We start from the raw sequence: 24,385 nt of genomic DNA on the forward strand, positions 1-24,385 counted from the left end.
GGGCCGCGGCCCAGTCGCCTGCTCTTCTCCGATGTGGGTCACTCGGCCGGTGCCTGGTCAGTCTCAGCACGGTCCTCTGCCGGGCGATGAGGTCCTTGTGCACGACGCAGTAGGCCACGACCAGCATGCCGCTCACGGGAAACGGGACAAGCGGGAGCGCGCCGAAGCCGATCAGGGCGAGAGACAGGAGCGCACCGCAGAGCGCGACGGCGAGCAGCTTGATGTCCCGTGACTGTCGGCGGCGTCTGGCGTCCAGGCAGTTCTGCAGTACGGGGAGAAAGTCGATGCCCACGGACGGGACGACGGCGTGCAAGTCGTCGCGCAGCAACTGCTCGATGAACAGCTCGCCCATGAACTCGTTGAAGTGAGGAACCGTGCACGCATCGCGTGTCGCACGGCCGAGCCCGTCTCCGGCCTGCCTGGGCTGTGGGATTCCCTCGTTGCTCACCCGTGCCTGCCCCCATCGCGCCGATGCGGCTCCGCTCTGCAGCGGCTGCGCCGACAGTAGCTCCGCGGGCGGCCGATGAGGGGGAAAAGATCAGGTAAGCCCGATTCTGGTGATAGGTGATCAGTTCGGGTGGATGAGGGTCGAAGGTGTCAATCCGCGTGGGGGCTGCCACCGGGTGGCAGCCCCGAGCAAGCGGTCCGCGCCCAGCGCGCTGCGCGGAACCTACTTCGTCGACTCCACCGCATGCCCCCCGAACTGGTTCCGCAGTGCCGCCACCATCTTCATCTGGGGCGAGTCGTCCTGGCGGGACGCGAAGCGGGCGAACAGGGACGCGGTGATCGCCGGCAGCGGTACCGCGTTGTCGATGGCGGCCTCGACCGTCCACCGGCCCTCCCCGGAGTCGGCGGCGTAGCCGCGCAGCTTCTCCAGGTGCTCGTCGGCGTCCAGCGCGTTGACCGCGAGGTCCAGCAGCCAGGAACGGATGACCGTCCCCTCCTGCCAGGACCGGAACACCTCACGGACGTCGGTCACCGAGTCCACGGCCTCCAGCAGCTCCCAGCCCTCGGCGTACGCCTGCATCATGGCGTACTCGATGCCGTTGTGGACCATCTTGGAGAAGTGCCCGGCGCCGACCTTCCCGGCGTGGACGTACCCGTAGGGCCCCTCCGGCTTGAGCGCGTCGAAGATCGGCTGGAGCCGGTCCACGTGCTCCTTGTCTCCGCCGACCATCAGCGCGTAGCCGTTCTCCAGGCCCCACACGCCGCCCGAGACGCCCGCGTCGACGAAGCCGATGCCCTTGGCTCCCAGCTCCTCGGCGTGCTTCTCGTCGTCCGTCCAGCGGGAGTTGCCGCCGTCGACGACGGTGTCGCCGGCCGACAGCAGGTCCGCCAGCTCGTCCACGACGGACTGGGTGACGCCGCCGGCGGGGACCATCACCCAGACCGTGCGCGGCGCGTCGAGCCGCTCGACGAGTTCGGCCAGGCTGCCCACGTCGGAGACGTCGGGGTTGCGGTCGTAGCCGATGACGGTGTGGCCGGCGCGGCGGATCCGCTCGCGCATGTTCCCGCCCATCTTGCCGAGACCGATGAGACCGAGCTGCATGTCAGTTCACTTCTTCCTGAGCGTCACGGGAGTCATGGGAATCGTGGGTGTCATGGGAATCGTGGCGGTCATGGCGGTCGTGGGTGTCGCGCAGCGCGCGGTACGCGGCGACCAGGGCCGCCGTGGACGGGTCGAGCCCGGGTACGTCGGCGCCGTCGGTCAGCGCGGGTTCCACCCGCTTGGCGAGGACCTTGCCCAGCTCGACGCCCCACTGGTCGAAGGAGTCGATGTTCCAGATGGCGCCCTGGACGAACACCTTGTGCTCGTAGAGGGCGATCAGCTGGCCGAGGACCGAGGGGGTCAGCTCGGGTGCCAGGACGGTCGTCGTGGGGCGGTTGCCGCGGAACGTGCGGTGCGGCACCTGCTCCTCCGGCACCCCTTCGGCCCGTACCTCCTCGGCGGTCTTCCCGAAGGCCAGCGCCTGGCCCTGCGCGAAGAGGTTGGCCATCAACAGGTCGTGCTGTGCGGCGAGTTCGGGCTCCATCCCGGTGACCGGGCGGGCGAACCCGATGAGGTCGGCCGGGATCAGCTTGGTGCCCTGGTGCAGCAACTGGTAGTAGGCGTGCTGACCGTTGGTGCCGGGCGTGCCCCACACCACCGGACCGGTCTGCCACTCGACGGGCAGCCCGTCCCGGCCCACCTGCTTGCCGTTGGACTCCATGTCCAGCTGTTGCAGATACGCGGTGAACCTGGACAGGTAGTGCGAGTAGGGCAGCACCGCGTGCGACTGCGCGTCGAAGAAGTCGCCGTACCAGACGCCCAACAGGCCGAGCAGCAGTGGGGCGTTGGCCTCCGGCGGCGCCGTCCTGAAGTGGTCGTCGATCGTGCGGAAGCCGTCCAGCAGCTCCCGGAAGCGGTCCGGGCCGATGGCGATCATCAGCGACAGGCCGATCGCCGAGTCGAAGGAGTAGCGGCCGCCGACCCAGTCCCAGAACTCGAACATGTTGTCCGGGTCGATCCCGAACTCGGTGACCTTCCCCGCGTTCGTCGACAGCGCCACGAAGTGCCGGGCCACCGCCTTCTCGGCCCCGCTGTCCGCCCCGTTCCCGGCTTCGCCGTAGGGGGAGGCACCCCCGTCGCCGAGGCCGGCCAGCAGCCAGGACCGCGCCGACGTCGCGTTGGTGAGCGTCTCGATCGTCGTGAACGTCTTCGACGCGACGACGAACAGCGTCTCGGCCGGGTCGAGGTCGCGCACCGCCTCGTGCAGATCGGCCCCGTCGACGTTCGACACGAACCGTACGGTCAGCGACCGGTCGGTGTACGCGCGCAGCGCCTCGTACGCCATCGCGGGCCCGAGGTCGGAGCCGCCGATGCCGATGTTGACGACATTGCGGATACGGCGGCCGGTGTGGCCGGTCCAGTCGCCGGAGCGGACCCGGTCGGCGAAGGCGGCCATCCGGTCGAGGACCGCGTGCACGGCCGGGACGACGTTCTCGCCGTCCACCTCCACCACAGCACCGCGCGGGGCGCGCAGCGCGGTGTGCAGGACCGCCCGGTCCTCGGTGATGTTGACGCGCTCGCCGCGGAACATCGCGTCGCGCTGACCGAACACATCGGTCGCCGCGGCGAGTTCGAGGAGCAGGGCGAGCGTCTCGTCGGTGATCAGGTGCCTGGAGTAGTCGACCCGCAGATCACCGGCGTGGACGACGTACCTCTCGGCGCGCCCGGGGTCGGCGGCGAACAGCTCGCGCAGCGAGGGATGGAGCATCGGGCCCGCGCGGTGGTCCCCCAACCCGGCCCACTCCGGGCGCCGGTTGAGGCGGGGTGCGTCACTCATCGCCGGCGGCCTCCCCGGTGTGCTCGCCGCCGCGCAGGGCGATCGCGTACATCTCGTCCGCGTCGAGACGGCGCAGCTCCTCGGCGATCAGCTCGGAGGTGGCGCGCACCTTCAGGGCGAGGGTGCGGGACGGCTGGCCCGGCAGGGTGAGCGTGGCGAGCGGGCCCTCGGGGCGGTCGATGACGATCTCCCCGTTCTCCGTGCCGAGCCGCACACCCGTCACGACCGGCCCCGCGGTGACGACGCGCTCGACGGTGACGCCGAGACGGGCCTCCAGCCAGCGGGCCAGGAGTTCGGCGCTCGGGTTGTCGGCCTCGCTGTCCACGGCCGCCGAGGTGATCTTCGTGCGGGCCTGGTCGAGGGCGGCGGCGAGCATGGAACGCCACGGCGTCAGCCGCGTCCAGGCCAGGTCCGTGTCGCCGGGCGTGTAGGAGGCGACCCGCTGCTCCAGCGCGGCGAGCGGGGACTCGACGGCGTACATGTCGGTGATCCGGCGCTGCGCCAGCGCCCCCAGCGGGTCCTTCGCCGGGTTCTCCGGTGAGTCCACCGGCCACCACACCACGACCGGCGCGTCCGGCAGCAGCAGCGGCAGGACGACGGAGTCGGCGTGGTCGGAGACCTCGCCGTACGTCCGCAGCACGACCGTCTCGCCGGTGCCCGCGTCGGCGCCCACGCGCACCTCGGCGTCCAGGTGCGACCGCGTGCGGTCGCGGGGCGTGCGGGCGTGCCGCTTGATGACGACCAGGGTGCGCGAGGGGTGCTCGTGCGAAGCCTCCTCGGCCGCCTTGATCGAGTCGTACGCGTTCTCCTCGTCCGTCACGATCACCATCGTGAGGACCATGCCCACGGCGGGCGTGCCGATGGCCCGGCGTCCCTGCACCAGGGCCTTGTTGATCTTGCTTGCCGTGGTGTCCGTCAGGTCGAATTTCATGGCCTGCGCCAGCTCCGTCCGTCTCGTGCGAGCATCTCGTCGGCTTCCTCGGGGCCCCAACTGCCCGAGGGGTACTGCGCGGGCCTGCCGTGCTTGGCCCAGTACTCCTCGATCGGGTCGAGGATCTTCCAGGACTCCTCCACCTCCTGGTGGCGGGGGAAGAGGTTGGCGTCGCCGAGCAGCACGTCAAGGATCAGCCGTTCGTACGCCTCCGGGCTGGACTCCGTGAACGACTCGCCGTACGCGAAGTCCATGGTGACGTCCCGGATCTCCATCGAGGTACCCGGCACCTTCGAACCGAAGCGCACGGTCATTCCCTCGTCCGGCTGCACCCGGATGACGATCGCGTTCTTCCCCAGCTCCTCGGTGGCCGTCGAGTCGAACGGGGAGTGCGGGGCGGTCTGGAAGACGACCGCGATCTCCGTGACCCGGCGGCCGAGCCGCTTGCCGGTGCGCAGATAGAACGGGACACCGGCCCAGCGGCGGTTGTCGATCTCCAGCTTGACGGCGGCGTAGGTGTCGGTCCGGGAGTTCGGGTCGATGCCGTCCTCCTCCAGATAGCCGACCACCTTCTCGCCGCCCTGCCAGGCCTGCGTGTACTGGCCGCGCACGGTGTGGGCGCCCAGATCGGCGGGGAGCCGCACCGACTTGAGGACCTTCAGCTTCTCGGTGAGCAGCGCCTCGGCGTCGAAGGCGATCGGCTCCTCCATGGCGGTGAGCGCCATCAGTTGGAGGAGATGGTTCTGGATGACGTCGCGGGCGGCGCCGATGCCGTCGTAGTAGCCGGCCCGGCCCCCGATGCCGATGTCCTCGGCCATGGTGATCTGGACGTGGTCGACGTACGACCGGTTCCAGATGGGCTCGTACATCTGGTTGGCGAACCGCAGGGCCAGGAGGTTCTGGACGGTCTCCTTGCCGAGGTAGTGGTCGATGCGGAAGACCTGCTCCGGGTCGAAGACCTCGTGCACGATCTCGTTGAGGTCGATGGCGCTGGCCAGGTCGTGGCCGAACGGCTTCTCGATGACCGCGCGCCGCCAGGAACCCTCGGGCGCGTCGGCCAGCCCGTGCTTCTTCAGCTGCTGGACGACCTTCGGGAAGAACTTCGGCGGTACGGAGAGGTAGAAGGCGAAGTTGCCGCTGGTGCCCCGTGAGGCGTTCAACTCCTCGACGGCCGAGCGGAGTTGCTTGAACGCCTCGTCGTCGTCGAAGTCGCCCGGCACGAACCGCATACCCTCGGCCAGCTGCTGCCAGACCTCCTCGCGGAACTCGGTGCGCGCGTGCTCGCGCACCGCGTCGTGCACCACCTGCGCGAAGTCCTGGTCCTCCCAGTCACGGCGGGCGAAGCCCACCAGCGAGAAGCCCGGCGGGAGCAGCCCCCGGTTGGCCAGGTCGTACACGGCCGGCATCAGCTTCTTGCGGGACAGGTCACCGGTCACCCCGAAGATGACGAGGCCGGACGGCCCCGCGATCCGGGGGAGCCGGCGATCGCGCTCGTCCCGCAGCGGATTGGCCCAGTCGGCCGCCGCCTGAGAGGTCGTCTCCAAGGTCATTCCCCATCAACTCCCTTGCCGTTCATGGACTTCGCCATCGCGTCCAGCAGGTCCTGCCACGCCGCCGCGAACTTGGCGACGCCCTCCTCCTCCAACTGCCGCACAACCTCGTCGTAGGAGACACCGAGCGCCTCCACGGCCGCGAGACCGGTGTGGGCCTGCGCGTAGCCGCCGGTGACCGTGTCGCCGTGGATGACCCCCTGCTCGGCGGCGGCAGGGTCGCCTCCGGCATCGTGTTGACCGTCGTCGAGCCAGACGGAGACGCCCTCCTCGGAGAGACGTCGCAGGGGGTCCGCGGCGGCGGCCGCCGCGGTCGTTCCGGTGGTCACAGTGATCATCTTCCTTCAGGCGCTCGCATCAACCGCGGACGGCGGCCAGGGATTCCCTCGCGGCGGTGACGACGTTCTCGGGAGTGAAGCCGTACTCGGCGAACAGGGTCTCGGCGTCGGCGGAGGCACCGAAGTGCTCCAGGGAGACGAGGCGACCGCTGTCACCGACGTACCGGTACCAGGTGAGACCGATGCCGGCCTCGACCGCCACGCGGGCCTTCACGGACGGCGGCAGCACGCTCTCGCGGTAGGCGCGCGGCTGCTCCTCGAACCACTCCACCGACGGCATCGACACCACCCGGGTCCCGACCCCCTCGGCCTCCAGCCGCTCCCGCGCGGCGACGGCGAGCCGCACCTCGGAGCCGGTGGCGAGGAGGATCACGTCCGGTGTCGGGGTGGAGGACTCCCGGAGCACATAGCCGCCCCTCGCCGCGTCGGGGTTCGGCGCGTACGTGGGGACGCCCTGGCGGGTGAGGGCCAGCCCGTGGGGCGCGGGGTGCGTGGCGTGCCGCCGCAGGATCTCCGCCCAGGCGATCGCCGTCTCGTTGGCGTCGGCCGGTCGGACGATGTTCAGGCCGGGGATGGCGCGCAGCGACGCCAGGTGCTCGACCGGCTGGTGGGTGGGGCCGTCCTCGCCGAGACCGATGGAGTCGTGCGTCCACACGTAGGTCACGGGGAGCTGCATCAGCGCGGAGAGCCGGACGGCGTTGCGCATGTAGTCGGAGAACACCAGGAAGGTGCCGCCGTAGACACGGGTGTTGCCGTGCAGCGCGATGCCGTTCATCTCGGCCGCCATCGAGTGCTCGCGGATGCCGAAGTGGATGGTGCGGCCGTAGGGGTTCGCCTCGGGCAGGGGGTTGTCCGCCGGGAGGAACGACGACGTCTTGTCGATGGTCGTGTTGTTCGAACCGGCGAGGTCGGCGGAGCCGCCCCACAGTTCGGGGATGACGGCGCCGAGCGCCTGGAGGACCTTGCCGGAGGCGGCACGGGTCGCGACGGACGTGCCCTCCTCGAACACCGGGAGGTGCGACTCCCAGCCCTCGGGCAGCCTGCCGGCCACCACTCGGTCGAACAGCTGTGCACGCTCGGGCTGGGCGGCGCGCCACTCGGCGATCCGCTTGTCCCAGGCGGCGTGCGCCTCGGCGCCCCGGTCGAGGGCTTCGCGGGTGTGGGCGAGGACGTCGTCGGCGACCTGGAACGTCTTGCTCGCGTCGAAGCCGAGGACCCGCTTGGTGGCCGCGACCTCCTCCTCGCCGAGCGCGGAGCCGTGGGCGGCCTCGGTGTTCTGCGCGTTCGGCGCCGGCCAGGCGATGATCGTGCGCATCGCGATGAAGGAGGGACGCGAGGTCTCCTCCCGCGCGGCCCGCAGCGCGTCGTACAGGGCGTGCACGTCGATGTTCCCGTTGAACGCCGGCTCGATCCGCTGGACGTGCCAGCCGTACGCCTCGTACCGCTTGAGCACGTCCTCGGAGAACGCGGTGGCGGTGTCGCCCTCGATGGAGATGTGGTTGTCGTCGTAGAGGAAGACCAGGTTGCCGAGCTTCTGATGGCCCGCCAGGGACGACGCCTCGGCGGAGATGCCCTCCTCCAGGTCGCCGTCGGAGACGATCGCCCAGACGGTGTGGTCGAACGGGGATGTGCCCTCGGGCGCGTCCGGGTCGAACAGGCCGCGCTCGTAGCGGGCGGCCATCGCCATGCCGACGGCGTTGGCGACGCCCTGCCCCAGCGGACCGGTCGTGGTCTCGACGCCGGCCGTGTGCCCGTACTCGGGGTGACCCGGCGTCTTCGAACCATGGGTCCGGAACGCCTTCAGGTCGTCCAGCCCCAGCTCGTACCCGGCGAGGAACAGCTGGGTGTACAGGGTCAGCGAGGTGTGGCCGGGGGAGAGGACGAAGCGGTCGCGGCCGGTCCACTCGGGATCGGCCGGGTCATGTCGCATCACCTTCTGAAAGAGCGTGTACGCGGCGGGCGCCAGGCTCATCGCCGTGCCGGGGTGCCCGTTGCCGACCTTCTGGACGGCGTCGGCCGCCAGCAGGCGCGCGGTGTCGACGGCACGTCGGTCGAGTTCTGTCCAGTTCATCTTCAAGAAGTCCTCGATAGGTGCGGCGGATTGGTCCTTGCGCCTTCAAAACTAAAAGTCTGACTTTTGAGAAGGAAGGTTGCCGTGTGCCACCCTTCGGTGAAACTGGGACACCGGCGGACCTGGGTGGGCGGGGGCATGAAGGAGACGGGCATCGGGGACGGCGGCGACGTCGGGGAGAGCGACCGCATCAGAACCTTCCCGTTCCCGGCGGACCTCAGCCTCTCCGGTGTCGGTATGCAGGTCGGCCCGATGGACGACCGCCGCACCTGGCACGCGGACGTCCCTCTGGAACGGGTGCACCGCATCGACTTCCACGTCGTGATGCTGTTCGACGACGGCCCCGTCACCCACATGGTCGACTTCACCGAGTACGAGGCGGACACGGGCGATCTGCTGTGGATCCGCCCCGGACAGGTGCATCGCTTCTCACACACCACCGGGTACCGCGGGACCGTCCTCACCATGCAACCGGGCTTCCTGCCCCGGGAAACGGTCGAGGCCACCGGCCTCTACCGCTACGACCTGCCCCCGCTGCTCCGCCCCGACCGGGCCCGACTCGCCGGCCTGCGCGCCTCCCTGGCGCACCTGGAGCGCGAGTACGTCGACACCACCACCCTGCCGCTCGGCCTCCACACCGCCGTGCTGCGGCACTCCCTGACGGCGTTCCTGCTGCGTCTCGCCCATCTCGCGGACAGCTCGGCCGAGGCGTCCCTGAGCCACCACGACACGACGTTCACCCGCTTCCGGGACGCCGTGGAGCGGGAGTTCACCACCAATCACAGCGTCAGCGCATACGCCGACGCCCTCGGCTACTCGCGCCGCACCCTCGTGAGGGCGGTCCGCGCCGCCACCGGGGAGACCCCGAAGGGCTTCATCGACAAGCGGGTCGTCCTGGAGGCGAAACGGCTGCTGGCCCACACCGACCTGCCGACGGGCCGCGTCGGCGCGGCGGTGGGCTTCCCCGACTCGGCGAACTTCTCCAAGTTCTTCCAGCTGCACACCGGGACGACGCCGGTGGCGTTCCGGGCGGAGATGCGCTGACCGCCAGGCCGTACGGGCGACACGCGAGGATGCCGCCCATGGGAAAGGGGCCCCGCCCGTGGACGGAGCCCCTCCCGTGGGGGTCAGTGACCCTTTCAGCACCTCTCAGCGGCCGAAGTTGAACCAGTTCACGTTCACGAAGTCCTGTGGCTGACCGCTCGTGAAGGTCAGATACACGTCGTGCGTCCCGGTGACCCGGCTGATGTTCGCGGGCACCGTCCGCCAGGACTGCCAGCCCCCGGTGTTGGCGAGGGCGAAACTGCCGACGGGGGCGTTGGAACGGTTGTCGAGGCGGACCTCGACCAGTCCGCTCACGCCGGCGTTCGCCCCGCTGGCCACCCGGGCGACGAACTGCGTGGCGCCCGTGGAGCCGAAGTCGACGTTCTGGAACAGTGCCCAGTCGCCGCTCGCGACGGAGCCGATGTTCTGGCCGCCGCCGGAGTCGGTGGTGCTCTCGGTGCTGACTCCGCTCTGACCGTTGAACGACTCGGCCTGGATGGGGCTGTACGCGTCACGGGTGCCCGAGGGCGGGGGAGTGGTGGTGCCCCCGGCCGCCGACAGCACCTGGACGTAGTCCACCACCATGGGGACACCGGAGCGGGTGTCACCGTCCAGTCCGCCGCCGAACGCGTCGGGGAAGGCGCCGCCCATGGCCACGTTCAGGATGATGAAGAAGCCGTGGTTGGTGGCGTTGGTCCAGGTCGTGGCGTCCACCTGGTTGGCGTTGACCGAGTGGAACTGGGTGCCGTCGACGGAGAACCGGATGGTCTCCGGGGTCACCGAGCGGTCCCACTCCATGGTGTAGGTGTGGAAGCCCGACTGGCAGGTGGTGCCCGGGCAGGCGGTGGAGCTGCCGATGCCGGTCGTCTCGTTGCACGGGCCGCCGGGGTTGGTGCCGCAGTGCATGGTGGCCCACACCTGGTTGCGGCCCTGGACGTTCTCCATGATGTCCAGCTCGCCGACGCTCGGCCAGTTCTGGTAGTTGCCCCGGTAGGGCGCGCCCAGCATCCAGAACGCGGGCCAGTAGCCCTCGGCGGCCGTGCCCGTCACGTTCGGCATCTGGAGCCGGGACTCGACCCTCAGCTTGCCGCCGGCCGGGGGCTGGAAGTCGGTGCGGTTGGTCTCGATGCGGCCCGAGGTCCATCTGCCCGCCGAGTCGCGCAGCGGGGTGATGCGCAGATTGCCGTTGCCGTCGAGCGAGACGTTGGAGGTGCTGTTCGTCATCGTCTCGACCTCGCCGGTGCCCCAGTTGGCAGGCCCGCCGGGGTAGGAAGTCCCGGTCGCGTACTGCCAGTCGGAGGTGTTCACACCGGTGCCGGCCGTGCCGTTGAAGTCGTCGAGGAAGACCTGGGTCCAGCCGGAGGGCGGGGTGGGGGCGGCCCCCTGCGCGGCGGTCGCCCCCGCCGTGGCCAGCGCCACCGCGCTGACGACGGCGAGGAGCACGCGCCGGAGCGGGCGGCGACGACGCCCGACGGGTATGCCGGAGGGTTCACTCATGGCGGCCTCTTTGGGGTGGGGAGTACGGAGTGAGGTGCGCGGGCGGAGAACGCTCTGCTCGGTCCCGTTCTTTGAGAGCGCTCTCAGAAGAGGAGCGTGCGGCCAATGTGCGCTCCGCCGTCGCGGTCGTCAAGAGTTAAAGCGGAGAAAGTGCTTGCGGGACGGGCGAGTTCACCCTGTGAAGATCGCCGGGCCATCGCTTGACAATACGCAGGTAAAAGCCTGCATAATTGAGGTGTGAGCCTAGAAGCGACAGCGATGGACTCGGTGTTCAAGGCGCTGGCCGATCCCACGCGACGACTCCTGCTCGACCGCCTGCGTGAGCAGAACGGCCAGACGCTGCGCGAGCTGTGCGAGCACCTCGACATGGCGCGCCAGTCGGCCACGCAGCATCTCGACGTCCTCGTCCGCGCCGACCTCGTGACCGTCGTACGACGGGGACGGGAACGCCTGCACTACCTCAACCCGGTGCCCATCCACGAGATCGAGGAGCGCTGGATCTCGGGGTTCGACAGGCCCCGCCTCCAGGCGATCAGCGTCATCAGGAACCAGGCAGAGGAGTACGCCATGACCGGCGCACCCACACCCGCACCCGTACCGACCTACGTCTATGTCACCTACATCCGCGCGAGCGCCGAGCAGGTCTGGCAGGCCCTCACGGACGCGGACCTCACGGCCCGCTACTGGGGGCACGCCAACCTCTCCGACTGGCGGCCGGGCTCCGCCTGGGAGCACCGGCGCGTCGACGGATCGGACGCCGTCGACGTCGTCGGAAAGGTGATCGCGGCCGAGCCCCCGACCAGGCTGGTCATCACCTTCGAGGACACCCCCGACCCCGCGTCGCCCCGGGAGCCGTCGGTCGTGACCTTCCTCGTCGAACCGCACCACGACATCGTCCGTCTCACCGTCACCCACGAGAACCTGCCGAACGCCGAGATGCTCGACGGTATCTCGCGCGGCTGGCCGGCCGTGCTGGCCAACCTCAAGTCGCTGCTGGAGACCGGCGACGTCCTTCCGCAGGCGCCCTGGGAGATGTCCCCGGCCCACAGCTGACCCCACGGAGGCCGGGTCCGCCCCACCGTCCGTCCCCGCACGACCGCAGGAAAGCAGAGGCCCATGGACATCACCCCGCTGCGGGACGCCTCCCGCGCGTTCCTGGACGCCGCCGCCACGGTGGCCGACGCCGACGTCCCGGTGCCCGACCCGCCCGCCGGCGAGTGGGACGCCGACCGGATCCTGGCGCACGTCACGCTCGTCAACGCCGCGACCCTCGCCGCCGTCTCCACCGTCGCCGCCGGAGCGCACACGACGTTCGACAACCGCGTGGCGCTCGACGCCTGGACCATCGACCGTGCCATCGGGCTCGCCGGCGGCAACGCCGGACTCCGCGAACGCGTCCGGCATCAGACGGACGCCCTGTGCGCGCTCGCCGGACCTGTGCTCAGCGAGGCCGAACTCGACACCCCGGTGCCCGCCCGGCTGCTGTCCCACGACACACTCCTGCTCGACGGGGCCGTGCCGCTGCGGGACCTGATCACCGGTCTCGCGGAGGTCGAACTCCCCGGCCACACCCGGCAGCTCCTGGCCCTGCTGCCGGAAGGCGCCGCCGCGTAATTCGATGGCTCCGCCAAAGCGTCGCCCGCTAGCTTCACCCCCATGGTGGACACTCACGGCACGTGTACGGATCGATTCACGCCGGTGCGCTCGGCGTTGGCCGCCTCCCTGGCCGACAAGGACGTCGGGGCCTCGGTGGCGGTGTTCGTGGACGGTGAGCCGGAGGTCGACCTGTGGGGCGGCCACCTCGACGCGGACCGCACGGTCCCCTGGCAGCGGGACACCCTCACCAACGTCTGGTCCAGCACCAAGACGATGACCGCGCTGTGCGCGCTGATCCTCGCCGACCGCGGCGCCCTCGACCTGGACGCGCCGGTGGCCGCGTACTGGCCCGAGTTCGCCGCCGCGGGCAAGGAGGGCGTACGGGTGAGCCATCTGCTCTCCCACACCGCCGGGCTGCCCGTCTTCGACGCGCCGACCACGCTGGAGGACCTCTACGACTGGCCGACGGTCACCGCCCGGCTCGCCGCGCAGGCGCCCGCCTGGGAGCCCGGCACCGACGCCGGGTACCACGCGGTCACCCAGGGGTATCTCGTCGGGGAGGTCGTGCGCCGGGTCACCGGCCGCAGCCTCGGCACGTTCTTCGCCGAGGAGGTAGCCGGGCCGCTGGGCGCCGACTTCCACATCGGCCTCGGCCCCGAGCACGACCACCGGGTCGCGCCGATCCTCCCGCCGCCCTCCTCCCCGCCCCGCGGGGGCGGCAAGCCCAACCCGGACATCCCGGCGACCGCAGCCAACACCCTCGCCTGGCGGCGCGCCGAGATCCCGGCCGCGGGCGGACACGGCAACGCCCGCTCGATCGCCGCGATCCAGTCGCTGCCGGCCTGCGGCGGCGAGGCCCGAGGCGTGCGGCTGCTCTCGGAGAAGGGGTGCGAACGGGCCCTGGAGGAGCAGTTCGACGGCACCGACCGGGTCCTCGGCGTACCGATGCGCTGGGGCCTCGGCTACGGCCTGAACGGCGGCCAGCTGCCCAACCCCCGCACCTGCTTCTGGGGCGGCTGGGGCGGCTCCCTCGTCCTCGTCGACCTCGACGCCCGCATGTCCGTCGCCTACACGATGAACCAGATGATCGACAACGGCGGCCTCGGCGACGACCGCGCGTTCCTGATCCTCGCGGCGGTGTACGAGAGCCTCAGCGCCTGAGACTCCGTCACGGCGCCCCGATGTCGGCGGGGGGCACCCCTCAGGAAGGCGGGGCGGACAGCGGCGTCGGCGGGGGCGTCGGTAGGGCGGAGCGGCCCGGGATCAGGGAACCCCGGCCGCTGGCGCCGCTGCCCCGGCGCGTCCTCGGCGTCGACGCCTCGTCCGGCTGCCAGCCCAGGGCCCGGGAGATGCCCCGGGCCGCGACCCGTACCGCCGGGGTCAGCACCGGGACCTGCGCGCCCGCCTGGGGCACGACCACCGACACGGCGGCGACCACCGCCCCGCCCGATCCACGGACCGGCGCCGCCACCGACAGCGCGTCCTCCGTGACCTGCCGGCTGCTCACCGCCACGCTCGTACGCCGGACCTCCGCCAGCACCCGGCGCAACCGGGCGCCGTCGGTGAGGGTGTACGGCGTGAAGGCGGCCAACTCCCCCTGGCAGTAGGTCTCCTGGGACGCGGGGTCGCTGTGCGCCAGCAGCGCCAGCCCCACGCCCGTCGCGTGCAGCGGCCAGCGGGCGCCGACCCGGATGTGGACGCCGACGGCCGACCGCCCGGAGAGCCACTCGATGTAGACGACCTCGTCGCCGTCGCGCACCGCCAGCTGCACGTTCTCGTGCGTCGCCTCGTACAGGTCCTCCAGGTACGGCAGCGCGATCTGCCGCAGCGCGAGTCCGCGCGGGGCGAGCGCCGCGACCTCCCACAGCCGCAAGCCCACGTGGTAGATCCCGTCCGCGTCCCGTTCCAGGGCGCCCCACTCGGTGAGCGCGCCCACCAGCCGGTGCGCCGTGGTGAGGGTCAGCCCGGCCCGGCGGCTGATGTCGGTCAGCGTCAGCGCCGGATGGCCGTGGTCGAAGGCGGCCAGCACGGCGAGCAGCCGGTCCGGGGCGGAGCGCGCGGCCCCCGGCTCCGGCAGCGCTCCGGCGGTCATCGGCACCTGGTCACCCCAGCCCGGCCTCGGCGACCTTCTGGAGCAGGACGTGGAGCGCGTCGCGCTCGGCGGCGTCCAGCGGCTCCAGCAGCTCGTCGGTGACGCGTCGGCCCGCCTCGTCGGTGTCCCGGAGGAAGGCGCGGCCGTCCTCGGTCAGGACGACGATCCGGCTGCGGCGGTCGTCGGGGGAGGGGCGCCGCTCGGCGAAGCCCAGCTTCTCCAGGTCGTCCACCAGGCCGACGATCGCGCTCGGGTCGTACCCGAGGGACGCGCTCAGCTCCCGCTGGAGCGCGCCCGGCGTGGTGGTCAGGAAGCGCAGCAGCGCGTAGTGGCGCAGCCGCAGCCCCGACTCCTGCAACGAGGCGTTGAACAGCTGCCCCGAGCGCTGCCCCAGGCGGTACAGCAGATACCCCGTGTCCGCGTGCAGCCCGCGCATCCACGGCTCACGCGCGTCGATCGAGGCGGAGTTCTGAGTCTGCTGGCCGGCGATGGCGGGCTCCCTGGTCGAGGCCCCCTGCGGGGCGGCGCTTGTGGTGCTGCTCCCCAGGATGCCCCAAAGACCTCGGCTCAACAACTATTGACGTCAACAACTATTGCTCTTAACTTCGATTTCGAAGCCGCGCAGCCATCCGCGCTGTCACTCCGAAGGGACCCCACTCGTGCCCAGCATCGATCTCACCGGCAAGGTCGCCGTCGTCACCGGCAGTGGCCGCGGCCTCGGACTGGCCTACGCCCAGGCCCTCGCCGCCGCCGGTGCCTCCGTGGTCGTCAACGACATCGACGAGGCCGTGGCCGAAGCGGCCGTGAAGTCCATCACCGAGGCGGGCGGCACGGCCGTCGCCGAGGTCGTCCCGGTCGGTACCACCGAGGCCGCCGACCGGCTGGTGGGCCGCGCCGTGGAGGAGTTCGGGCGGCTCGACATCCTCGTCACCAACGCGGGCATCCTCCGCGACAAGGTGCTGTGGAAGATGTCCGACGACGACTTCGACGCGGTGATCACCACCCACCTCAAGGGCACCTTCACCTGCGCCCGCGCCGCCGCGATCCGCATGCGCGAGCAGGGCGAGGGCGGCTCCCTGATCCTGGTCGGCTCGCCGGCCGGACAGCGCGGCAACTTCGGGCAGACGAACTACGCCGCCGCCAAGGCCGGCATCGCCGCCTTCGCCCGCACCTGGGCGATGGAGCTGGGCCGCGCGAACATCACGGTCAACGCGATCATCCCGGTCGCCGCCACCGCGATGACCGAGACCATCCCGGTCTTCGCCCCGTACGTGGAGGCCCTGCGCGAGGGCAAGCCGTTCCCGGACTTCCTGCGCAAGGGCGAGGGCTTCGGCACCCCCGAGGACTGCGCCGCCCTGGTCCCCTTCCTCGCCTCCGAGGCCGCCCGCGGTGTCACCGGCCAGGCCATCGGCATCGGCGGCGACAAGGTGGCACTCTGGTCGCACCCGCAGGAGATCAAGACGGCGTACGCGAACGGCGGCTGGACGCCCGAGGCGCTCGCCGACGTCTGGCCGACCTCGCTGGGCGCCGAGCCGCAGACCGTGGGCATTCCCGCCCCGAAGATCCCGGAGGCGTGATGAGCACCGCAGGTCCCGCCATGAACGTGGACGAGCTGGTCGCGATCGACGTCCACACCCACGCCGAGGTGTCGTCGAAGAAGGGCACGTCGTCGCTGGACGACGACCTCCACGACGCCTCCTCCGCCTACTTCAAGGTCGAGGGCAAGCGCAAGCCCACCCTGGAGGAGACGGCCGCCTACTACCGTGAGCGGAAGATGGCCGCCGTGATCTTCACGGTGGACGCCGAGTCCGCGACCGGAACCGAGCCCGTCCCCAACGAGGAGGTCGCCGAGGCGGCCGCCGCCAACGCGGACGTGCTGATCCCCTTCGCCTCCATCGACCCCTTCCGCGGCAAGGCCGGTGTGAAGCAGGCCCGCCGGCTGGTCGAGGAGTACGGGGTGAAGGGCTTCAAGTTCCACCCCAGCGTCCAGGGCTTCTTCCCCAACGACCGCTCGGTGGCGTACGCCCTCTACGAGGTCATCGAGGAGACCGGCACCATCGCCCTCTTCCACACCGGGCAGACGGGCATAGGCGCGGGCGTCCCCGGCGGCGGCGGCATCCGGCTGAAGTACTCCAACCCGCTGCACGTGGACGACGTCGCCGCCGACTTCCCCCATCTGAAGATCATCCTGGCCCATCCGTCCTTCCCCTGGCAGGACGAGGCGCTGGCGGTGGCCACGCACAAGCCGGGCGTCCACATCGACCTGTCCGGCTGGTCCCCGAAGTACTTCCCGCCGCAGCTGGTGCAGTACGCGAACACCCTGCTCAAGGACAAGGTCCTCTTCGGCTCCGACTACCCCGTCCTCACCCCCGACCGCTGGCTCGCCGACTTCGAGAAGCTGACGATCAAGGACGAGGTCAAGCCGAAGATCCTCAAGGAGAACGCCGCCCGGCTGCTCGGGCTGACGAAGCCATGACCACACCGTGAGGGACACCCCCATGTGCAACGACGGACAGGGGCACAGACATGCGCAATGAGGGACTGGGGTCGTGGCCCGCCCGGCGGGCCCGCAAGACCCCGCAGCGCACCGCGCTGATCCACGGCGACACCAGCATCACCTACGCGGAGCTGTACGAGCGCACCACGCGCCTCGCGCACGCCCTGCGCGCCTCCGGCGTCCGCCGCGGCGACCGCGTCGCCTACCTGGGGCCCAACCACCCCTCGTACCTGGAGACGCTGTTCGCCGCCGGCACCCTCGGCGCGGTGTTCGTCCCGCTCAACACCCGCCTCGCCGGACCTGAGATCGCCTACCAGCTCTCGGACTCCGGAGCCAAGGCCCTCGTGTACGCGCCCGGATTCACCGGGCTCGTCGCGGGACTGCCGGGCGACACCGACGTCCGTACGTACGTCGAGACCGGCGCCGAGTACGAGGCGCTGCTGGCCGGGGCGGAGCCCGAGCCGATCGACCAGCCGGTCACCGCCGACGACACCTGCATCATCATGTACACCTCGGGGACGACCGGCCGCCCCAAGGGCGCGATGCTCACGCACGGCAACATCATCTGGAACGCCGTCAACGTCCTCGTCGACCAGGACGTCATCGCCGACGAACGCGCCCTGGTCTCCGCCCCGCTGTTCCACACCGCCGGGCTGAACATGCTCACCCTGCCCGTGCTGCTCAAGGGCGGCACATGCGTCCTGGTCGAGTCGTTCGTGCCGGAGGCCACCTTCGACCTGATCGAACGGCACCGGATCACGTTCATGTTCGGCGTGCCCACCATGTTCGACCAGGTGGCCCGGCACCCGCGCTGGGCCGACGCGGACCTGTCGTCGCTCAGGATGCTGTCCTGCGGCGGCTCCCCGGTGCCGACCCCGCTCATCGCGAAGTTCCAGGAGCGGGGCCTCACCTTCCTCCAGGGCTACGGCATGACGGAAGCCGCGCCCGGCACGCTCTTCCTCGACGCGGAGCACGCCGTGAGCAAGGCCGGCTCCGCGGGCGTCCCGCACTTCTTCAGCGATGTGCGGGTCGTACGCCCGGACATGACACCGGTCGACGTGGACGAGCCCGGCGAGGTCGTCGTGCGGGGACCGCACGTCATGCCCGGGTACTGGGGCCTGCCGGAGGAGACGGCCGCTGTCTTCGCCGACGGCTGGTTCCGCAGCGGCGACGCCGCCCGCGTCGACGAGGACGGGTACGTCTTCATCGTCGACCGCATCAAGGACATGATCATCTCCGGGGGCGAGAACATCTACCCCGCCGAGATCGAGGACCAGCTCCTCGCCCACCCCGACATCGTCGAGTGCGCGGTCATCGGCGTACCCGACGACAAGTGGGGCGAGGTGCCGCGCGCGGTGGTCGTCCCCCGGGAGGGCGCCGCCCTGGACGCCGACGAGGTGCTGGCCTCACTGGCCGGACGGCTCGCCAAGTACAAGATCCCCAAGTCGGTCGTGATCGCCGAGGAGCTGCCCCGCACCGCCTCCGGCAAGTTGCTGAAGGCCCGGGTGCGCAAGCGCTACGGCAACAGCTGATCCACCATCAACTCCTTTCGAAAGCAGGGAACATGAGCATCACCGTGAACGGCATCGACGAGCTGAAGAAGCTCGCCGGCAGCGACCTCGGCGCCAGCGAGTGGATCGAGGTCACCCAGGAGCGCATCAACACCTTCGCCGACGCGACCGGGGACCACCAGTGGATCCACGTCGACCCGGAGAAGGCTGCCGAGGGCCCCTTCGGCGCCCCCATCGCGCACGGCTACCTGACCCTGTCGCTGTTCATCCCGCTGTTCACCGAACTGCTGGACGTCGAGGGCGTGTCGACGAAGGTCAACTACGGCCTGAACAAGGTCCGTTTCCCCTCCCCGGTGAAGGTCGGCTCCAAGATCCGCCTCGTCGGCAAGCTGGCCTCGGTGGAGGACGTCCCGGGCGGCGTGCAGATCACCGTCGACGGCACCATCGAGATCGAGGGCGCCCCCAAGCCTGCGGCCGTGCTGCAGAGCCTGTCGCGGTTCTACGCCTGACGGGGCGCCCCGGCCCGGGGCACCTCGGCAACGCCACAGGGCGGAGCACTCCCCCATGGGTGCTCCGCCCTACGGTGTGAATTCAGCCACTGACATCTCCTGGTGGCGCAGGGTGGTTCGTTCCCCGACGACCCGAGGCTGGCAATCGCCGACACGGCGCGACAAGGGTTTCCGCGCAGCTGGGACGCTGGGACGGCCGTCACGCGACCGGCCTGCGGCATTCTCCGGCCACTGGGACGGCGCTGGGACGGGGATCAAAAACGGATCCCGGTCGTCCGCCCGGAAGTGGCTGGAGTTTGCCGGGTTCCGGCCGTCTGTTTCTGGCACAGTGTGCTCGGGCGCGGGGATCGGGGGATCCAGGGGGGCGCCTCTCATCCATGAACACACCGCGCCGCCGTCCGACCACGTGCGGCGCCGCCGTCACGCGCGGCAGCAAGGGGAAAGAGGGGGGACGCCCGTGTCCGAGTGCACGGAGTCCGAGCGGTTCGCCGCATGTCTGCGCTCGCTCAAGGAGCGCTCGGGACTCAGTTACGCGGCCCTCGCCGCGAAGGCCGGAACCAGCGGGTCCAGCGTGCACCGCTACTGCCTGGGCGGTTCGGTACCGCAGGACTACGGCACCGTCCACCGACTGGCCGTGGCCTGCGGGGCCACCCCGGAGGAACTGCGGACGCTGCACCGCCTGTGGGCCCTGGCGGACGCCGCCCGGGAACCGGAGCCGACGACACCGGCGGAGCCGGCCACCGCTGCAACGCGGCCGGAACCGGAGGCCGCGGGGCCGCAATCGGTGACTGCCGGGCCTGCCGCGAAGTCCGACGAGGCGGAACCGCTCGCCCCTGCGACGGAACCCAAGGCCGCACGGCCGGCGCCGCAAGCCGCCCGGCCGGCCTCGGAGACCTCCCGGCCGGAGCCCGAGCCCGAGTTGGATCCGGAGGCCGGCCGACCGGGGACGGGCACCGGGGTTTCCGAGGCGCCGCACGGGACGGTGGACGCACCCGGGGCCGGGACCGGGGCCGTGCGGTCCGGTCGGCGGCGCAGACGCGTCGCCCTGGCCGTCGGCCTGGTGGTGCTGTTCCTCGGCGGGATGGCCTGGACCCTGCCGTCGCTGGGCTCGGCCGAGGACGGCGACGGCCCGGACAAGAACGCCGCCGCACCGGGGAAGAAGGACAGCCGTACCCTCTTCACCCCCGCCTGCCGGGAAGTGGTGGCCATGGGCCAGCACGACACCTGCGTGCGCGAGGTGCAGCGCCTCCTGGAGGACAAGGGCGCGGTCATCGGGGTGGACGGCGACTTCGGCCCGCAGACCCTGCGCCGTGTGACCGCCTTCCAGGTGATCGCCGGGATCGAACCGCCCAACGGCGTGGTCGGGGACACCACCAAGCGGGCGCTGTACACGTCCGAGGCGCGTATGAGCACCTGGACACCGGACAAGGTGCGCAAGCGCATCCGCGAGGTGTTCACCGAGCAACCGGACCGCGCGGTCGCGATCGCCGACTGCCAGTCGTTCCTCGACCCGCTGCACATCCTCCCGAACACCAACGGCACCCGGAACTGGGGCCTGTTCCAGATCTCCGACGCCCGGCTGAGGGACCTGAAGGGCACCCCGCGCCAGGCACTCGACCCGGAGTGGAACATCCGGGCGGCCAAGCGGCTGTGGAGCGAGGACCGGGACTTCCACGACTGGCCCCACTGCGACCGGGCGTTCAGCCCGAGTCCGTCCCCTTCCCGGTAGGGGCCGACGCACCGAGGAGCGCGGGGGCCGCCGGACCGCCGCCGGTCGTACGGCCCCCGCGCCCTCAAGCGGACGTGACGCTCACCGCACGTCCACGAACACCGGGTTGGTGTAGAACCACGTGTCCTGCCACGGGTCGCCGTCGCCCGGCGCGTGCGGGATCGGGCCGTGGGGGTCGACGGAGGCCCCCAGGTAGCCGGTGCCGTTGCGGTTGCCGTCACTGCCCCGCAGCCGCAGGTAGAACGGCTCGTCGCCGACCGTGATCGGCACGCGCAGGGTGTAGGTGCCCTTGCGGCCGCTGACCTCCTTGGTGTGCACGACGCGGGTGTCCGGCGCCCGCCAGGAGTCCCGGTCGCCCGCCGGGCCCCGGACCGTGCCCCGGATGACGTCGACATGGGCCAACTCCGGCAGGATTCCCTGCGGGTTGGGGCGGGAGGCCGTGGTCACGGTCACCGTCAGGGTGAGTTTCTCGCCCTTGCGGGCGTGGAGCCGGCCGCCGAGCGTGACGCCCCGGCCGGGGGCGCGGTCCCGCTTCACCCGGACCTCCAGGCCGTCCAGCAGATGGCCGTGGTCCAGCCAGACGCGGCCCGCCCGCAGGCCCGCCATCACGGAACGGTAGCCGTAGCGGGTGACGCCCACGTGGGTGCGGCTGAACTGGCCGGGCCAGAAGTCGCTGCCGGGCTGCGGGGTGTCCGTGTTCACCGGGTCGGGCAGCTTGCCGGTGGTGTCGAAGTTCTGCCCGGCGGGCCAGTCACCGTTCTTCCAGGTGTCGAACACGATCCGGTGGGCGTCCGAGTTGGTGGTGATCGAGAACAGCCGGCCCTCGGCGAGCAGGGAGTCCCAGAGCCCGCCCACGGTCGCCGTCGACCAGTCGAAACCGCCGTACGTGAGGTACGCCTCCGCCGGGTAGCCGGGCCAGGACTGCGAGGACGGCTTGTTCTCGTACTCGCCCCGGATGGAGTTCGTGCCCCGCCAGCCGGGGATGGCGGCGCCCTGGGCGCCGGGCGCGCCCTCCATGCCGATCATGATCTCGGGGGCCGCGTCCCGCCAGCCGCGCAGCTCGTGCGGGGAGTCGATGCCGAGCCGCAGCGGGTGGTTGGCGAGGACCAGCACGTCGTCGACGTACCCCGAACGGCGCTGCTCCGCGAGCCACTTGATGGCCTTGACGGCGTGCGCCTCGTTGCGGGCGGTGTCCGCGCCGTCCACGGAACCATCGGTGTAGCCGAGCAGCTTGCCGTCGTAGGCCCGCTCGAAGCGGGTGAGCAGATCGACCTCGTGGGGGCCGGGCGTGGTGAAGACCGTGCAGTGCTCGGCGGCCGGGATGTACCACTCCAGGCCCTGGAAGATCAGCTGACGCGGGTTCTCCGTACGGGCCCGGAGGATCTCCCGGTGCTCCAGCGCGGCCCCGAAGTCGGCGTGCCCGAAGTTGGAGTGCTCCGTGAACACCATCCAGTCGAGGCCGTACTTCGCGCCCGCCGCGGCCAGTTGGGAGAACGTGTACTTGGCGTCGTGGCTGTACACGGAGTGGATGTGGTGGTCGCCGACGAGATAGGCGAGGCGGGGGTCGTCGCCCCCGTGGCGCCCGGAGTCGGCGGCCGCGGGCGTCGCCAGGGAGCCCAGGGCGAAGGCCGCGCCGAACAGGCCCGAGGCGCGCAGGAGGCCACGGCGCGACAGGCCCTGCGCGTCGAGATCGGCGGGGGAGACGGACGGATCGGCCCAGACGGGCAGTTGTTGCTCTGACATGGTCGTGCGAACCCTTCCGGGGATGGTCAGTGGTTCATGAACGAGGTGACGGGCAGCGCCCGTCCGACGACGCGGACGTCACCGAGCCGTCCGTGCAGGATCTGGTCGATCTTCCCCGCGTACTCGTAGCCGCCGAGGATCCACGGCAGCCCGACGGAGGTGAGGCCGACGGCCGCCGCCCTGGGGTTGCGGACGACCGGGCAGCCCTGGACGTACAGGGTGGTGTGCCGGCCGTCGTTGACGACCGCGAGGTGCCACCACGTCTCCAGGGGGGTCTCCTGGCCCCAGTTGGTGGCGATGCCCTGCTGGTTGAGCGGGCGCACCGCCCACTGCGGTTCGCGGTCGTTGGACAGCGACAGCGTGGCGAGCGGCTCGTCGGGGTCGTCCTGGGTCTTGCCCGCGGCGCCGCCCGTGCCGGTCCGGCCGAGGATGCCGGCCCACGCGTGGTGCGCCGGATCCCAGTCGGCGGGCAGCCGGTAGAACGCCTCGATGGTGTAACCGTCCTCGAACGTCGCCGAGTTGAGGGGCGCCCCGTCGACCGTCCGAAGATAGGCGCCCTTCAGCGGCGGCTTCCCGCCGCGGAACTCCAGGCTGCCGTGGCCCGGCTGGTCCGGGTGGTGGTCGGCGGAGTAGCTGAGGGTGCCGCCGCCGACGGTGACCAGGGTGAGGTCGTTGCCGTGTCCGGAGCGGTCGCGCACGATCCCGTCGACCTCGGCCCCGTCGGCCTTGCCGTCGAACCGCCAGTACGCGAGGGTGCCGCGCACCAGCATCCGCGACGCGGGCCGTGAGGGACGCGCGGGCACCGGTGCGAAGCCCGCGAACCGCTTCCCGAAGTCGAGGTCGACGGTGAACCGGTCGGCGTCGCCGGAGAGTTCGCTCTCCTGCCGCTCCAGCTCGTTGAGGTCCTTCGCCGCCCGGCCGAGGATCCAGGGGGAGACCGTCTCCACGTCGATGGTGTTCCGGTCGAGGTCGAAGCGGTAGAGGCGGATCATCGCGGCGCCGCCGAAGTACCGGTTCTGGTAATTCGTGAGGTGCAGATGGACGTCGTTGCCCGCCGCGTTCTTCCGGACCGCGCGGGCCGCCGGCCAGTAGTGCCCGTTGAGGGTGAGGAAGATCTGGTCGTGGTCCGCGATCAGCCGGTCCCACAGCTGCTGCCCGTACGGGGAGAGGGAGTCGTCCCCGTCGACCAGTTCGTGCGTGGTGAGTACGACCGGTGTTCTCGGGTGCTTCGCCAGGACCTGCTCGGCCCACGCGTAGCCCTTCGCCGACAGCCGCCAGTCCAGGGCGAGCACCATCCACTGCCGGCCGCCGGCCTCGAAGAGGTGGAAGGAGTTGTAGCCGTCCGGGGAGGCCCCGCCGAACGTCCGCCGGCCCTCGAACCGGTCGGGGCCGAACACGTCCAGGTAAGGGGTCGGGCCCCGTTGGTCGTCGGTGGACGAGCGGACGTCGTGGTTGCCCGCGAGGACGCTGTAGCCGACGCCCTTCCGGTCGAGCAGCCGGAACGCCTCGCCGATCGCCGCGCACTCCTGCTTCGCGCCGTTCTGCGTGAGGTCGCCCAGATGGGACAGGAAGACGATGTTCTCCTCCCGCCCGTGCTCCAGCAGATACCGCAGGGACGCCTCCACGGGCGCCCTGTCGATGCTCGGCCCGTCGAAGAGGTACTGGGTGTCCGGCATCACCGCCAGCGTGAACCGGCGGCTGTCGGGGTCGGGCCGCCAACGCGCCGCCGAAGCGGGCGACTCGGCGGCGGCCGACGCGGTTCCGGCCGCCGGGACGACCGCCGCCACCGCACCCATCAGCGCGGTCGCCCGTAGGAAGTTCCGTCTGCCGGCGCCGGCCTGCGGGGCTGCCTCGCCCTGGTCGTGCTCATGCGAAGTACACACCTGTGCTCCGTGGGAAGTCCGTGGAAGGTCCGAGGGAAAAGGGGGAGAGGGGAAGGAGGAGGGGGGTG

20 protein-coding genes and 1 pseudogene are annotated in these 24,385 nt (G+C 71.1%); 9 read left to right on the top strand and 12 right to left on the bottom strand.

The window, feature by feature from the left end:
* The 7 genes and pseudogenes from AOK23_RS08675 to tkt all read right to left on the bottom strand — a co-directional run.
* On the bottom strand, positions 1-352 hold a 352-nt coding region (locus AOK23_RS08675; protein WP_055712167.1), incomplete at its 3' end, for a hypothetical protein.
* A 318-nt stretch (positions 353-670) separates the two neighbouring features.
* Complete coding sequence (gnd, locus tag AOK23_RS08680) at positions 671-1,549, bottom strand: phosphogluconate dehydrogenase (NAD(+)-dependent, decarboxylating) (RefSeq protein WP_055712168.1); 879 nt, start codon at positions 1,547-1,549, stop codon at positions 671-673.
* A 1-nt stretch (position 1,550) separates the two neighbouring features.
* Positions 1,551-3,326 (bottom strand): glucose-6-phosphate isomerase, encoded by a 1,776-nt coding sequence (gene pgi / locus AOK23_RS08685; protein WP_240496315.1) that lies wholly within the window; start codon positions 3,324-3,326, stop codon positions 1,551-1,553.
* On the bottom strand, positions 3,319-4,257 hold the full coding sequence (opcA, locus tag AOK23_RS08690; protein WP_055712169.1) for a glucose-6-phosphate dehydrogenase assembly protein OpcA: 939 nt from the start codon (positions 4,255-4,257) through the stop codon (positions 3,319-3,321). The genes pgi and opcA overlap by 8 nt, the downstream gene beginning before the upstream one ends.
* Entirely contained in the window at positions 4,254-5,807 is a 1,554-nt protein-coding gene (gene zwf, locus AOK23_RS08695; RefSeq protein WP_055712170.1) for a glucose-6-phosphate dehydrogenase, read from the bottom strand. The genes opcA and zwf overlap by 4 nt, the downstream gene beginning before the upstream one ends.
* A pseudogene (locus tag AOK23_RS08700) lies at positions 5,804-6,051 on the bottom strand (transaldolase family protein); the annotation flags it as partial. The pseudogene AOK23_RS08700 and the gene zwf, both read right to left, overlap by 4 nt.
* Positions 6,052-6,164: 113 nt before the next feature.
* Positions 6,165-8,216, bottom strand: coding sequence for a transketolase (gene tkt / locus AOK23_RS08705; protein ID WP_055712172.1), 2,052 nt, complete (start codon positions 8,214-8,216; stop codon positions 6,165-6,167).
* Positions 8,217-8,354: 138 nt separating this feature from the next.
* On the opposite strand from tkt, the gene AOK23_RS08710 reads away from it, so the two are divergent.
* Positions 8,355-9,260 (top strand): helix-turn-helix domain-containing protein, encoded by a 906-nt coding sequence (locus tag AOK23_RS08710; protein ID WP_055712185.1) that lies wholly within the window; start codon positions 8,355-8,357, stop codon positions 9,258-9,260.
* A 105-nt stretch (positions 9,261-9,365) separates the two neighbouring features.
* On the opposite strand, the gene AOK23_RS08715 is transcribed toward AOK23_RS08710, so the two are convergent.
* Positions 9,366-10,757 carry a glycoside hydrolase family 16 protein gene (locus tag AOK23_RS08715; RefSeq protein WP_055712173.1) on the bottom strand — a complete coding sequence of 464 codons (1,392 nt, stop codon included), beginning with the start codon at positions 10,755-10,757 and terminating at the stop codon, positions 9,366-9,368.
* A gap of 258 nt (positions 10,758-11,015) precedes the next feature.
* Between AOK23_RS08715 and AOK23_RS08720 the strand changes: the two genes are divergently transcribed.
* From AOK23_RS08720 to AOK23_RS08730, 3 genes are all read left to right on the top strand, one after another.
* A complete protein-coding gene (locus AOK23_RS08720; RefSeq protein ID WP_055712174.1) occupies positions 11,016-11,810 on the top strand; it encodes an ArsR/SmtB family transcription factor in 795 nt (264 codons plus the stop codon).
* Positions 11,811-11,873: 63 nt separating this feature from the next.
* Positions 11,874-12,371, top strand: coding sequence for a hypothetical protein (locus tag AOK23_RS08725; RefSeq protein WP_055712175.1), 498 nt, complete (start codon positions 11,874-11,876; stop codon positions 12,369-12,371).
* A gap of 42 nt (positions 12,372-12,413) precedes the next feature.
* Entirely contained in the window at positions 12,414-13,514 is a 1,101-nt protein-coding gene (locus AOK23_RS08730; RefSeq protein WP_055712176.1) for a serine hydrolase domain-containing protein, read from the top strand.
* 40 nt (positions 13,515-13,554) lie between these two features.
* Here AOK23_RS08730 and AOK23_RS08735 read toward each other — a convergent pair whose 3' ends face one another.
* Positions 13,555-14,445 carry an IclR family transcriptional regulator gene (locus AOK23_RS08735; RefSeq protein ID WP_055712177.1) on the bottom strand — a complete coding sequence of 297 codons (891 nt, stop codon included), beginning with the start codon at positions 14,443-14,445 and terminating at the stop codon, positions 13,555-13,557.
* 10 nt (positions 14,446-14,455) lie between these two features.
* Positions 14,456-14,881, bottom strand: a complete 426-nt coding sequence (locus tag AOK23_RS08740; protein WP_055712178.1) for a MarR family winged helix-turn-helix transcriptional regulator — start codon at positions 14,879-14,881, stop codon at positions 14,456-14,458.
* Positions 14,882-15,104: 223 nt separating this feature from the next.
* On the opposite strand from AOK23_RS08740, the gene AOK23_RS08745 reads away from it, so the two are divergent.
* The 5 genes from AOK23_RS08745 (at position 15,105) to AOK23_RS08765 (ending at position 20,691) form a co-directional block, all read left to right on the top strand.
* Positions 15,105-16,022, top strand: a complete 918-nt coding sequence (locus tag AOK23_RS08745; RefSeq protein ID WP_055712179.1) for an SDR family NAD(P)-dependent oxidoreductase — start codon at positions 15,105-15,107, stop codon at positions 16,020-16,022.
* 20 nt (positions 16,023-16,042) lie between these two features.
* A complete protein-coding gene (locus tag AOK23_RS08750; RefSeq protein ID WP_055712186.1) occupies positions 16,043-16,921 on the top strand; it encodes an amidohydrolase family protein in 879 nt (292 codons plus the stop codon).
* Positions 16,922-16,971: 50 nt separating this feature from the next.
* A complete protein-coding gene (gene menE / locus AOK23_RS08755) occupies positions 16,972-18,474 on the top strand; it encodes an o-succinylbenzoate--CoA ligase (protein ID WP_055712180.1) in 1,503 nt (500 codons plus the stop codon).
* A 32-nt stretch (positions 18,475-18,506) separates the two neighbouring features.
* Entirely contained in the window at positions 18,507-18,962 is a 456-nt protein-coding gene (locus AOK23_RS08760) for a MaoC family dehydratase (RefSeq protein WP_055712181.1), read from the top strand.
* 457 nt (positions 18,963-19,419) lie between these two features.
* Positions 19,420-20,691, top strand: coding sequence for a helix-turn-helix domain-containing protein (locus AOK23_RS08765; protein WP_055712182.1), 1,272 nt, complete (start codon positions 19,420-19,422; stop codon positions 20,689-20,691).
* 81 nt (positions 20,692-20,772) lie between these two features.
* On the opposite strand, the gene AOK23_RS08770 is transcribed toward AOK23_RS08765, so the two are convergent.
* Together AOK23_RS08770 and AOK23_RS08775 are read right to left on the bottom strand one after the other, a co-directional pair.
* On the bottom strand, positions 20,773-22,434 hold the full coding sequence (locus tag AOK23_RS08770) for a PHP domain-containing protein (RefSeq protein ID WP_055712183.1): 1,662 nt from the start codon (positions 22,432-22,434) through the stop codon (positions 20,773-20,775).
* Positions 22,435-22,460: 26 nt separating this feature from the next.
* Entirely contained in the window at positions 22,461-24,317 is a 1,857-nt protein-coding gene (locus AOK23_RS08775) for a LamG-like jellyroll fold domain-containing protein (protein ID WP_055712184.1), read from the bottom strand.
* Between the last annotated feature and the right edge of the window lie 68 nt (positions 24,318-24,385).

Origin of the sequence: Streptomyces torulosus, from assembly GCF_001419765.1 — a bacterium.
Classification (GTDB): domain Bacteria; phylum Actinomycetota; class Actinomycetes; order Streptomycetales; family Streptomycetaceae; genus Streptomyces; species Streptomyces torulosus.